This is a genomic window from bacterium (assembly GCA_019695335.1).
In the GTDB taxonomy this organism is placed as follows: Bacteria; CLD3; CLD3; order SB21; family SB21; genus JABWBZ01.
On sequence record JAIBAF010000037.1, the window covers coordinates 1 to 14,471 of the forward strand.

The window sequence follows — 14,471 nt, forward strand, 5'->3', positions numbered from 1 at the left end:
TTCCCGCATCCGAAGTGAAGCTAAGCTGGATGCCGGTCAAACGTGAATACTTAGTGAAACAGCAAAACAAAATTCATAATCAGTTAGACAATCAGGACAATCAGCTCAAGTACCGTTTATTTCAACAATAGTTCAATGACTAATGATTAATGAACAATGAGTAATAAAGAGCCCGAGGTTTGAAAATGATTCAGTTATTCAATAAACGCCAATCCGCAATCGGCAATCGGAAGTTCTTCCTTACACTTTTTTTGTGTTTTTTGCTGGGTTGGGTTTCGATAGCGAAGGCGGGCGTTTCTGAAAATGATCTGAAGGGATTATTGGAAAAGCTTCGTGTCTTAAGCGGTATTCCAAATATACAGCAGGAACTTATCGTCGATCCGGTGATGTCGAGAGGATATGCCGCAATCACATGGGACGGCGTGAAAGCGACGATCTACGTGCATCCTACCGCGATGAACCGCGAGTCGCTGAATAGCTGGGCGTTTGTGCTGGGTCATGAGATCGGACACCAGGTGCTCAATCATTCCGGAAGAGGCGGCTCCCAGGAAGAATTTGCGGCGGATATCTGGGGCGGACAATTAGCGATAAAAGCGGGATTCGATCCAAAACCGTACATCCTCGCCATGTTTTCGAGACCCAATAGCTGCAGCGTCAGTCACGGCTGCTGGCATACGCGGGCGGAGAATCTTGAAAGCGGATTGCATGTCCAGGTCGAAAGACCGGCCACTTACACGAGTTATTCGCCGACGTTGGGTTACGAAGATCACACGAACTGTGAATGCCACGGCACGCACGTTCAAGCTATGGGACCGAATATTCCGGTCGTGACAATTAAAAGCATGATTTCGCTGCAAGGTTATGAATATGTGCAATCAACGGGATGCATTATTTCTCAATAAATAATGAGCAATCAACAATGAACAGAGCAGTGAACAGTAATGAGTTAGCAAGACACCATGCTCAAAATCTCAAATCCTCAATTGTCAATCTTCAATTCAAAAGGTTTGATATGAAAAAGCTACTTTTGATTCTTGTCTTCCTGATTTCAGGAACGAGCATCGCTCAAACACCCTATTGGCTCAGCGGTGACGGGTATAACATTTACAATGGCAATCCCGGTAATGTACTCCTGGGTTTACGTTCACCCTTCGGAGCGAGACTTTCGATCGATGCCGGAAGCGAAGCGTATGGATTGTCACTGACGTCCGATATGGGACAATTCGGTAATTACGTCCAGATCGGGATGCTGGGACGGAATATGGACATCCTGCAAGGAAGGATGCTGTTCAATCTCTACACATCGAACAAAGAACTGAAATACACCGGCTATGATTTCCGGATAGCGGAGAAGAGCGCCTTTTTCATCAATGGCGAAGGCAATGTCGGGATAGGGACGGTCACGAAGAATCCACCGATAGCACGGCTTCAGATTGAAGGGGGACCTTTATGGAGCGTGGATGGATATAAGAAATCGTTATTTCTGGGAGCGCAGGATGCGATCGGTTTCAACGGAGGCGGTTACAAGTTTGGAATCGGAGCGAACGGATCGAGTTTGAATTTTTTCTCGACGTTACAGGAATCGAATGCACAGATGCAGCCGATCATGAGTTTACAGAATAATTCGGTGACGGTGGAGGGAGATTTGATAGTAAAAGGGAACGTGTATACGAATGGGCAAGGGATGACGCAGAAGCAGGAGACGAATCAGAGTAATTACGGACCATTGTTGGGAGCCGTGGGAGATCCTGTGACGAATCCGTGGCTTGAGGCGACTGGAGGCATCTATTACAGTGCAGGGAATGTAGGGATCGGAACGAATGCGCCGGCACAAAAATTACATATTTACGATGGATATCTCAAAATCTCAAGAGCATCTAATGCTCCGCTTGCTTTAGAAAACCTGTCGACTAATGATGCTGTTGAATTTGTTTTAAGGAGCTCTCCAAGGGTGCTCTCGGTGAGCGGTTTGAATGGGTTTCCTACGAACATGATGAATTTCAGTACATCCGGTAACGTTGGTATCGGTACGACGAGTCCTAACTACAAATTGCATGTAAGTGGAGACATGGCAACTTATAGCAGTCAAAGCAAAATTGGTATCAGCTTTACAACTTGGCCATCCGATGGACTCGGCTACAAGTGGTGGCTTCGAACTTCAGATGATGGCGGAGGCGCCAGCACTTTATACATTGGAGATGATTGGGGTCAGCAGGGCAACGGAAAAAATCATTTTGTTGTTAAATCCAGTGGCAGTGTCGGCGTCGGCACGACTTTTAGTGAAGGAGATGTCACAGGAAAATTAAACGTAAGAAAGGATGGCGCGGAAGGTGTTATTAGCGATCTTCTTACGTTACGTAATCACCAGAACTCTATCGGCAATATAGGAACTGGAGTGGGTTTAAGGTTCGTGCAAGGGTATATTTCTGAAACAAGCAAATATGTTGAAATAGGTTCGATAGCAGAAACAGAATGGAGCAACGGTGTTGGTTTTTACATAAAAACCAGTGCCTATGGAGTTACTTCAGAACGATTGAGAGTTGACCGTTATGGCAACGTCGGCATAGGCACATCCAATCCCGATCCCAATTACAAACTCTCCGTCAACGGCAAAATCAAAGCTAAGGAACTTTACCTGATCACTACCGGCTGGTCCGATTTTGTTTTCCAAAAAGATTATAAACTGCGTTCACTCAAAGAAGTCGAAGAACATATCAAAGACAAAGGCCATTTACCGGACATTCCTTCTGAAAAAGAAGTGACCGAAAACGGTGTCGCCATCGTGGATATGCAGGCGAAGTTGTTGCAGAAAATAGAAGAACTGACGCTCTATGCGATCGAACAAAACAAGCTGATTCTGAAGCAGAATGAAAAAATCGAAGCATTAGAGAAAAAGATGAAAGCCATGGGTAATGAATAATGAATAATGAGTAATGAACGATGAACAAAAAGAAGGTCATTGAGCGAAGTCGAAACGACATCTTAGCGAGACTCATTTCGACTACGCTCAATGAGCAATGAACAATCAGCAGCCAAGTCCTTAACGTAAGCGATGAGGTTTCAAACGTGGATAATGAAGTTTCAGACATAAAGTGATGAGGTTCTAACCATGAGCAATGAGGTTTCAAACGTAGATAATGAAGTTTCAGACATAAAGTGATGAGGTTCTAACCATGAGCAATGAGGTTTCAAACGTGGATAATGAAGTTTCAGACATAAAGTAATGAGGTTCTGAACGTGAGTAATGAGGTTTTTAACGTGAATAATGAGGTTTCATGCGTAAGTAATGAGGTTCTAAACGTGTTCGATAAAGTTTTAATTTAAAAGCAATGCAATACGTACCAATTCAATCTCAAATTCTCGATCGTCAATCTTCAATTCAAAGGTATTGGATATGAAAAAGCTACTTTTGATTCTAGTCTTCCTGATTTCAGGAACGAGCATCGCTCAAACACCCTATTGGCTCAGCGGTGACGGGTATAACATTTACAACGGTAATCCCGGTAATGTACTTCTGGGTTTACGTTCACCCTTCGGAGCTAGACTTTCGATCGATGCCGGAAGCGAAGCGTATGGATTGTCATTGACGTCCGATATGGGGCAATTTGGAAATTACGTCCAGATCGGAATGCTCGGACGGAATATGGATTTATTACAAGGACGAATGCTGTTCAATCTCTACACATCGAACAAAGAACTGAAATACACCGGGTATGATTTTAGGATAGCGGAGAAGAGTGCGTTTTTCATCAATGGCGAAGGCAATGTCGGGATAGGGACCGTTACTAAAAACCCGCCGATCGCAAGGCTTCAGATCGAAGGCGGTCCTTTGTGGAGCGTGGATGGATATAAGAAATCGTTATTTCTGGGAGCACAGGATGCGATCGGTTTCAACGGAGGCGGTTACAAGTTTGGCATTGGAGCGAACGGATCGAGTTTGAATTTCTTTTCGACGTTACAGGAATCGAATGCACAGATGCAGCCGATTTTGAGTTTACAGAATAACTCGGTGACGGTGGAGGGAGATTTGATAGTAAAAGGCAATGTGTATACGAACGGACAAGGGATGACGCAGCAGAACCAACAAACGAATCAGAGTAATTACGGGCCGTTGTTGGGAGCTGTGGGAGATACTGTAAACCCCTGGCGTGAGGCGACTGGAGGAATTTATTACGGTGCAGGCAACGTGGGGATCGGACCAACCAATCCATTAGGAAAACTCCATGTGAGAGATACTACCGATGCGGCCGATATATATTCGGGAATTAGATTGTATCCTGCAACATCAGCGACTAGTGGGCAGAACAGCTATCATCGGATATGGGGATTTAGAAAGAGCGGGCTCTTGCTGGGTGGGAGTCAATTTGGCTCAACCTATACTTATTCCAATATGTGGTTTAATACTTCAGGAATTTATGTCGGTATGAGCGATGGTAATACGGATCCGTTCGCCAATGTAAAATTTTCAATTCTAAATGCCGGTAATGTCGGTATTGGAACGACAAGCCCTTCTGAAAAACTTCATGTAACGGGAAATATTAAAGCCGGAGGAAAAATTTATACCGGCGGCGCCTACCATTACCATACGGACAGTGCGGGTGGATATTGGGCGAGCGGCGATGCAACCTCGAAAGTAGGATGGTGGAATAGCCAGGGAAAGATGCAGTTCAGGACGAACACTACCGAGAGAATGGTGATCGATACAAATGGCAATGTCGGGATAGGGACGACGAGTCCCGTGACGTTATTGCATATTCGAGGCGCAGGTTCAGGAGCCACTACTTACAACTCATTACGGCTTGACAATCCGGGGAATGGCAGCCTTGCCGCAGGAACCTCAAATGGCATACTTTTATTCTGGAGTACAATAGAGGGTGCAAAGCTCGCATCCATACTCGAGAGTACCTCGAGCTGGGCATCCAGTTTGGCCTTTATGACGGCCCCGGGCGTTACGGGAGCTACTGAAAAAATGCGCATTACGGGGGCCGGTAATGTCGGTATTGGAACGACAAGTCCTTCTGAAAAATTTCATGTAAACGGGAATATCAAAGCCGGAGGAAAAATTTATACCGGCGGCGCATACAATTACCATACGGATAGTACGGGTGGATATTGGGCGAGCGGCGATGCAACGTCGAAAATAGGATGGTGGAATAGTCAGGGAAAGATGCAATTCAGAACGAACACTGCCGAACGAATGGTGATTGATACAAGTGGTAATGTCGGCATAGGAACCACAAGTCCTAGCTACAAACTAGAAGTAGTCGGTGATGTTGGTCAACAACAATTGTATGTAAACGGAGGTCTTCAAGTCGGGGCATACACCATCCTTCAAACTCATATTGAAGCCGATAACTCATACCGACGATTGCTTTTAGCTTCAGGTGCTAAGTATGATTGGACAAACAATCGTTATCAACTAACCAATGCTCAATATGACCGTGCTGCATTGGAGATTCTAAACGGAGGAATCATTAGTTTTAAAACTGAATCTTTGAATCGCACAACACCGGGTTATATGACGATTGCTGAGTGGGATGGTATTGAAAGAATGCGAATTACCAATACTGGCAATGTCGGCATCGGTACTTCCAATCCCGATCCCAATTACAAACTCTCCGTCAACGGCAAAATCAAAGCTCACGAATTATACCTGATCACGACGGGCTGGTCCGATTTTGTTTTCCAAAAAGATTACAAACTGCGTTCACTCAAAGAAGTCGAAGAACACATCAAAGACAAAGGCCATTTGCCGGATATTCCTTCCGAGAAAGAAGTAACAGAAAACGGCGTTGCCGTTGTGGACATGCAGGCGAAACTGTTACAGAAAATCGAGGAACTGACGCTCTACGTGATCCAACAGCAAAAAGAAATTGAAGCGCTGAAGAAAGCTATGTCAGTGAATAATAAGCAATAGGCAATTAACGATACTAATCACATCAAAAATAGTTATTCCCATGAAAAAGATAATCATTCATAGCGTTCGGTTTTTGTTTTTAGTAACGATTGCAGTAAAAGCATTGGCCCAAACTGATCTGAGCAGTTCCGCACCTAAGATTAACACATTTGCGCTCAATCCGGATCTCAAAGGAATGGTCGGCAATAGTGTGAATTTGTACACCGGTGACGTGAATTTGCCGATGAACCTGATCAATTTACCCGGACGCAATGGTCTGGACGTCAATGTCACGGCCATGTACTCGAGTAACGTGCAAAACCAGGTAGGCACGTGGAATCTTGAAGCGCCAACGGGTATTCTCGGCCTTGGCTGGTCAATGGATTACGATCGAATTATCGTGGATCATAAAAATACGGGCTCGCGCCATGATGACGAATTTTATCTGGTTTCCGGTGGAAGCAGTAATTTGCTAGTACGTACCGGAACCGACGGTGATGGGTCATATATTTATGAAACCAAAAATTATCAGTTTTGGAAGATCAAATATGTTCCTAATTTATTACGCTGGGAAATTACAAAGGAAGACGGTAGTGTTTTTATTTATGGCGGTAAAAAGACAGTCTTGGGCAATAGCCAAGCGTCAGTTAGAAATTCAATCCAATGGACTGTTAAATGGGGCAACTGGATCGGTAGCAGTGTGGACACTACCGCTCAAGAAGAACTTCCCGTAGGATGGAATTTAACGACGATCAGAAACATTTGGAACGATTCGACTTTATTTGAATATGATGAGATTACAGAACGGGTTGGAAAAAAAATTATTAGCCCTGACTTTTCACATTATACCAAGGCTTCATATCTTTCCAAAATTACGGATACTTATGGCCGTTATATTGTTTTCAATTATTCTGAAAAAACTGAAAATGTCGAGTACCAGGATCCCCATACGGAAGATTCTGAACCGGATGCCTACCAGGAGAGATTTGAAACACGATATCTCGATTCAGTTGATGTTTTCAACGAAAATAATACCAAACTGCTGTCAATCGATTTTGGATATGGCTTTTTAGGCAGTGGAGATTTGACCAAGCGCCTGCTGACGTCTATCACTCAAAAAAATGGTGCCGGTGAATCTTTACCGAATATGAAGTTTAATTATTATCCAAGCGGAACGACAGCTGGAATGCTCAATACTATTACTTTTCCATTAGGTGGAACGGCTACATATTCATATACACAAAAAACTATCGGGTACTCAGATCGTGAACTAACGATTACTGCTCCTTCAGGTTATTCTGAGCCGCGCGTGTGGCTGGCAGATGATTATGCAGTAGTGACTTGGCGTAAAACCGGTGATTCATTGAAAGTTTTTGCGTATGTCTGGGATGGAAGATGGGTGGATTGCGGACAGTTATTGCAAACAGGCGGAATTAATAAAATTGATGATAAACAGGATTTCGAGATTGAAATACAAAAAGATTTTTTTGCATTACTAACCGAATACCATAGCAAGAGCGCCAGTAAGTATCTTCACGTGTTTAGAAAAAATGTCAGCAGAAGCAATGCATGGGATTATAGTAATTTCACGCTTGACGTAGTGGATATTAACGATAACAATATTCATTTTATGTCAGGCAAAGATTACATAACGGTGCTGGCAGCCGAATCGGGAAAAATGTTCCGTTATAAATGGGCTGGTAATTCATGGAACCTGACCACGGATGGACCATTTCACAATGATCAACGCCACCATTTTTGGGGAGCAGGTGGTTACAATTATTTTATATATCACAATCAAAATGAAATATTAACGACATGTGGTGGCTTGCCTTGTTACCAGGATGCCGATGACGTGATCAACATTTATTATCTTGACGAGACAGGTAATTGGAATGTTAAGACTTTGAATTCATCCTACGGCTTTGATACCGATGGCGGAGGAGATAATCCTACCTATTGGTATCCGGGAGGTAGTTTTGTTGGTGCTATGCTAGATGAAATTGATTCCAGAATATATTGGTGGGATGAGAATTTTAACGTTACGCAAGCTCCTGCCCAAATAAGTTATGTGGACGAAAACTCTAAAGTATTTCTTACCAATGAGATGATTACAATTGTGAATAGCAATGATGCAGCTTACAAAACTTCGTACCTTGGAAGATTTAATGGCTCCTCATGGAATGTATTAGACATCGGACATTTTCTTAGTCAAGTAGTTTCCTCCGGATTAGATTTCGGCTTCAGCAATGATAATTACCATAATCGGAATACTTTTGATCCGAATACGAATTCCTATAATCTTTATACCGACATCGGCGTTAACGGAATTCCGGTTGCTGGTTCGAATTTTTGCATTCGATATTCACTAGGGCAAGTTTCATGGTTATTTTCAAAGAAAAACCAATCAGGAAATTGGAGTGATACTCAATATAATCTGAATACAGGCGTGTATTGGGCAGCAACATGTCAAAATGGTTTTATGCTCGAAGATGCCGATTCTCCTCATAATTCTTACTTCGTTCAACTTAAGAACGGTCAAATTGGTACATCATTTTCATTTGACAACCGTAAAATCTTACCTCATTTCTCCAGTTCATTTCCGCAACAGCCATTTTTAGTTTCTGCAAAGAGTATAGTTACTTACAATTCAGCTGATTATTTAAACGAGGCTACGGAATTAAGGCTACATCGAGAAATTAATTTTCAGATTTCTGAAATGATCACTGATTTTCCTTGCACTTCCGTCTCTATCTCCGACGGTTACGAAACTACCGTCACAGGATATGCATACAATGAAAATACCGCAACGTACGATCCATCGGGCACGGTTGCGCAATACAATGAAGTCACAGTGAAACCGGATAATTCGACTGCTTTCGGCTACACCAAAACTTATTTTGTGAATGGATTACCTGATAATACTATCGGTTTTAATCAACCATTCCCAGGCTCTACCATCGACAACAACTACGGGCTTCTCAAAGGTTTGCCATACTATAGCGCCGTTTATAAGACGGGCGATACATTGATTTCATCCACGACGACCGATTACGCCGTTTACACTAAAACTTTGGGAAGCAAAGATCAGGGCGTGTATTTCCGCCAGTCTTCGCAAACAACGATGAAGGACGGTGTGTCGAGCTCGGCAACTTACAATTACCTTACCGATTCCGGTCTTTTATCGTCAACGGTAACGTCAACCTACGATGCCGGTGGCGCCGTTGACAATATTACTCAGTACAACCGTTATTGGTATGAAGCATACGATCCAACCAAAACTTTGAATCTTCTCACGCCGGTTGTACAAAATAAAACGTTGGTCAATTCACAATGGGCTAATTCGTCAGCGACGACATGGAAAGACTGGGGAAGCGGTAAGTGGGCGCCGCATAAATCGTATGTCATGGACGTTCAAGGCGGCAATCCAGATTACGCATTCTCAAGTTATTCCGGATCAAATGAACCTCCTTCCGGCTGGCTCAAAACTTCTGAAATCATCGAACGCACCGCCAAAGGCGCCGTTACTATGACCAAAGATATCGACGGCGTTGTGTCATCGGCGATTTATGATTATCAATACGAAGCACCGGTCGCATCGTTTGGCAATGCACGGATTTCGCAAACGGCTTTAGGTAGTGAAGCGAGTTATATCAATTTTGAAAGTAATTCCACGATGTCCGGCATCAAAGAAAATGATTATTGGACTCTATCCGGAGGTAATTCATTTTCGAGTGATGCGCACACAGGGCAATACAGTCTGAAAATCAACGGAGGCAGTCCCACATACGGACCCATACGCGATTTCCTGCCGCCCGATCTCACCGGTCAGGGACGGAAATATATTGTATCATGTTGGGTTAAAACGCAAGCGGGTTTTGCCAGCGGCCAGGGATGGATCGTATTACATACGAAACATAATTCAGACGGTGATCATTCGCTCTATCCCAATATTAGTGGTGCAAGCGTCGTCAAATACATAGGCGATACGCAAGGCCAATGGCAGTATGTCGAGATCGTCGTCGATCTCGGAAAAGTCCGGCAGGATGGCGGCATTTCGTCCGGTGAATTGCTTCGTCTGCGTGCGTATTTTGCCAATTACGATCCTTCTCATTACATGCTGATCGACGATATCCGAGTTTCGCCTTACGAATCGCCGTTTTCAGGCGCGTCATACGAAAAAACGTACGGATCGCCCATCGGAAGCATCGGCGCCAATGGCGAATCCGGCAAAAGCGTTTATGATCAATTTCAAAGACCTTTCGGCGCGATTGCCAATGATAGCCTCGTTTCGGGATTTTCTGCGATGTATTATTCTCGTGTCGGCCATAGCGATGCTTTCAGTAACAGCGATCCAAATAGCTCGATATCCGTGAGTGCACGAGGTAGAGGACTTATGGATGATTTCAATGATACTGATCTGAATGGATGGACAGTCAGTTCCGGAAGCTGGTCGGCGACGTCGGGCATGTTAGTTTCAAATTCAGGCGAAATTACTCTCAATAACTCCGGACCATCTGAGTATGCCGTGCGATTAAAAACCAGAGGAACCGGCAACGGTGGTTTCAAAGTCGGAAGCCAGTCATTTACCCGAAGTTGGAGCAAAGAGGAAGACTGGTTGATCGTCGTGACAGGTTCCAGCGTCTGGTTTTACGTCAATGGCCAGCGTATAACGACCGGTACAGCTACTGGTGATTTTAAATTAACGTCAAGCGGCACCGGCACAACGTATGACGATGTGTTTTATCTCAAAAATCCTTCCATCGCCATGACCTATATCGACGGCAGTGGTAAAACTCGGCAATCCCAAATTTGGGATATTGACAGCATTATTGTCACGCAACCGGTGTATGATAAACTTGGCCGTGCCGCCGTCGCGAGCAAGCCGGCGAAAGTCTCAGCAGGATTCGGGTATCGTTCCGGTTTTTGCAGTTTCGACTGGAATACCACCGTGATGTCCGGCGAAGTGGCGACGTACCATTCAGGAGATGCCGGATATTGTTATACGCGTACCATTTTTGAAAATTCGCCTCTGTCCCGTACGATCGAGACCGGCTTGCCCAGTGCAACTTTCAATGCCGGTTCAGGGCACACCAATCGCGTTGCTTACGGCAAAAATGTCAACGGCGATAATTTCCGTGACGATCTTCCGGTCAATCAATATTTCATGCAAACTCTGACCGATCCCAACGGCGTCATCGGCAAAGTCATCACGACGAAAGACGGCAAAACCGTTTCCAAACAATCCGGGCCGATCACCGGCCCCGGCGGGATCTCTCCGATGACGTTGAATATTGAATTTGGTGAACTCACGTATGCGCCCAATAATGACAGTGCAATAATTAAGGAAAATGTAAATCAAGCGGCTTATGATCCTTCGGGACAATTCATTCCAAACTTTACTCACCAGGTTTCATGGAGTTGTACTATCAGTGGTGGACGGTATCAGTTTTCGGATAACCCTCCCAAATATACCAATTATACGGCGTATTTTACGATCACAGGATCTACCGGCGGAACCATCGTTTCGAGGCAACACACCGGCGCCGGCAGTTTGTCTGATAACGGTACGTTTACCGCCCAGGCCGGAGTCACCTACACGGTTTCCATTACCGGTAATGCAACGTATTCGTGGGGACAAGCTGAAGTTGATTATCAATCGGTCGGCGAAACTGCATTTTATCCAACCACTTCCTATGTATACGACGACTTCGGAAGGCTTACGACAATTTATCCGCCGAATTATTATAATTCGCCGACAGGATCGGGTGGAAGCAGTTATATCGTTACGATGCAGTACGATTTCCTCGGCCGTATGACACAAAAAACCACGCCGGACGCCGGTACAACAAAATTCATGTACGATAAAGCCGGGCGATTACGTTTTGTCGTGGATGCAAACGGTGACGCGCAGTCGCCCGACAATATCATGTATTACAAATACGATGTCTACGGACGTAAAATTGAAGAAGGTTATTATGCTTACAACTGGACCAGTCTGAGTTCGACGCAGGCCAATGATCCTGCATGGCCTTCGACGCCAACTACGTGGCGCAAAAAATATTATTTTGACTTCGACCCGTCGGTCATGTCGAGCCCAGTCGAGACGCGACCGACGAAGGGCCGTCTCGTCAAAGTTCAAACCAACAACGATACGGACAACGAACTTGAAGTCGAAGAAACGTTCACGTACGACGCTCTCGGACGACTTACACTAAAAACCAACCGCGTTACCGATTTCGATAACCAGACGTATGTTACGACATACGAATACGATCTTACCGGGAATGTCACGAAACTTATTTATCCTTTTGCTTTCACGAGCGGTACGCTTGATCTTACCGGAACCATTTCCGGTTCTTATGGGGCTGACAGTATTCATATCAGTAATGCGACCGGTTCCGGTTCCGTATCCATGCAAGCAACCAAAGGCATTTTACTGTCGGCAACGTTCAATTCCAGCGGCGCGACAATGTCCTTCAAGCCGAATGCCTTAAGTGGTAGCGGTGGTGGAACAATCGATCCGAATGCAACGGTCGTGACGTACACTTACAATCATCTTGGCCAATTAGTCAGCATCGGCGATGCTGCCGATCCGGATAAATATGCGGCATATACGTATCGCGTCGATGGGGCGATGGCAACAGAAAAGTTGAATAATAGCTCAATAAATCGTAGTTTTACTTACGAATCGCAGGGGTGGCTTAAACAAATCAGCGATTCGTATTTCACAGAGACGATTGATTACACTTCTGGCGGGTATGGCGGTGTAGGATATTTTAATGGAAATATATCAAAGGCTACATTTATGTATGCCACTTTGAATTACAATTACACATTCAAGTATGACAACCTGAATCAACTGCAAGTTGCCGATCACTCGAGTAATCCTAATGGCGACATCGGCGTCGGTGAAGAAATGCGCTACGATGCAAATGGAAATATTACTAAAATGAAAGTGAACTCTACAACGAAAACCTATGCATATTACACGAATACGAATAAAGTTCAGAATGTCGATGGCAGCGGGAATGACTACGTTTACGATCAAATAGGGAATATCACGCAATCGATTCCGAAATCGATCAATGCATTGACATATGATCCATTCGTAAATCGTACGAAAACGGTCTCCATGAGCAGCGGGAATTCGATGAATATGTCGTATGACGGCACTGAGAGAAGAGTTTATCGAAAAGACATCGTATCGGGCGTGACTACGGAAGTGCTTTACTTGCACGATGGAATGAATGCGATCATAGAGAAAGACAAGAATGGCAATTCAACGGAATATGTATATGGGCCTACCGGAATTATTTTTATAAAGACAGCCACACAGACGAATTATGTATTGAAAGATCATTTGGGATCGATACGAGCCACGATTAATACGGCGGAGTTGCCGTATGCGGCTGTAGGATATGACTATAGCGCATTTGGTACGATTTTGAGCACGGTTTCAAATTCGGGGTATTTCTACACGGGTCAGGAATACGACAAAACTTCAGGTCTGCATAATTTCAAGGCGAGGATGTATGATAGTGATTTAGCGATGTTTTATGGAGTAGATGTAGCGGAACAATTTTCATCGCCATATGCATACTCTGGAAATAATCCTGTGATAATGGTCGATGAAGATGGTAATTTTGCTTTTATTCCTATATTAATTGGCGCAGCGATTGGAGGATATAGCGGATTTCAAATTGGGAAAGCGAGTCATGCTAAAGGATGGGAGATGTTTGGATACATAGCTGGAGGCGCATTGATAGGAGGATTTTCTGGACATATTGGCGCAGAAATAGCTGCAAGTGGCGGCGCATTTTCTCAGACATCTTCGATTGCTGTCAGTTCGTATGTAAACTCTTCAGGGATGAATATGTTAAGTGGTGGAAGAACGGGCGTTCAAATTAGTTTTGGAGTTGCTTCATATAATTTGGGTACAGGTGACTTCGGATATCTAGGCGAAAAAGGAAATTCCGCTATGGAAAACGTCGGTTATGGTTTAGGAACATTCGCTAATGTTGCTGATATTAATCGTATCATCAACAGTACAAATGCGACGCTATACACAGAAAAAAACGATGCAATTTCACATAACGCCATTGCTGACGAAAAAGGGAATAGCCTAATGTCATATGGTCCAAATGATGATAAATTTAGTGCGGATAATTTTAAAACAGATATTATCGATTCAAAAGGTGGGACAATGCGAGACATTGGAGCATATAAGAAATTTGGTTTAGCATTTCGAAAAAGCACATCTGATTACCAGATATACAAAGATATGCCAGTTAATGTTACAGTGAATAAGTATACGATTAATCTTGTTCGAGCTATGGGAAAAATGCTTCCTTATCAAGGTGCCACCATCAATTGTTCAAATATGGCTTCATTATCATTATGGCTCAACGGTATACCAAACATTGGAATACATCCTTATTTATTATATGCAACAACTAAGGCTTATGCATTAGGCATAAGGCCAGATTTGTTTTCCTATAATTTAACCAAACATTATTAAAAAAAATGAGAACACTAATAGTATTGATGCTGATTTTAAGTTCAACATGTGAGA

Annotated in this window: 4 protein-coding genes; all 4 read left to right on the top strand. The window is 43.9% G+C overall.

Annotated features, from left to right (window positions below; genetic code table 11):
• Positions 1-185 precede the first annotated feature (185 nt).
• The 4 genes from K1X84_10445 to K1X84_10460 all read left to right on the top strand — a co-directional run bounded on the left by K1X84_10445 (position 186) and on the right by K1X84_10460 (position 14,417).
• Positions 186-902, top strand: coding sequence for a hypothetical protein (locus tag K1X84_10445; GenBank protein ID MBX7152050.1), 717 nt, complete (start codon positions 186-188; stop codon positions 900-902).
• A 110-nt stretch (positions 903-1,012) separates the two neighbouring features.
• Positions 1,013-2,920: a hypothetical protein gene (locus K1X84_10450; protein MBX7152051.1), complete on the top strand. Its 1,908-nt coding sequence runs from the start codon at positions 1,013-1,015 to the stop codon at positions 2,918-2,920.
• A 474-nt stretch (positions 2,921-3,394) separates the two neighbouring features.
• Positions 3,395-5,917: a hypothetical protein gene (locus K1X84_10455; GenBank protein MBX7152052.1), complete on the top strand. Its 2,523-nt coding sequence runs from the start codon at positions 3,395-3,397 to the stop codon at positions 5,915-5,917.
• 40 nt (positions 5,918-5,957) lie between these two features.
• Positions 5,958-14,417 (top strand): hypothetical protein, encoded by an 8,460-nt coding sequence (locus K1X84_10460; protein MBX7152053.1) that lies wholly within the window; start codon positions 5,958-5,960, stop codon positions 14,415-14,417.
• Positions 14,418-14,471 lie beyond the last annotated feature (54 nt).

Bases quoted from the DNA above. Each gene is read 5' to 3' on its own strand.
- K1X84_10445 (MBX7152050.1), top strand. From the start codon at position 186: ATGATTCAGTTATTCAATAAACGCCAATCCGCAATCGGCAATCGGAAG.
- K1X84_10450 (MBX7152051.1), top strand. From the start codon at position 1,013: ATGAAAAAGCTACTTTTGATTCTTGTCTTCCTGATTTCAGGAACGAGC.
- K1X84_10455 (MBX7152052.1), top strand. From the start codon at position 3,395: ATGAAAAAGCTACTTTTGATTCTAGTCTTCCTGATTTCAGGAACGAGC.
- K1X84_10460 (MBX7152053.1), top strand. From the start codon at position 5,958: ATGAAAAAGATAATCATTCATAGCGTTCGGTTTTTGTTTTTAGTAACG.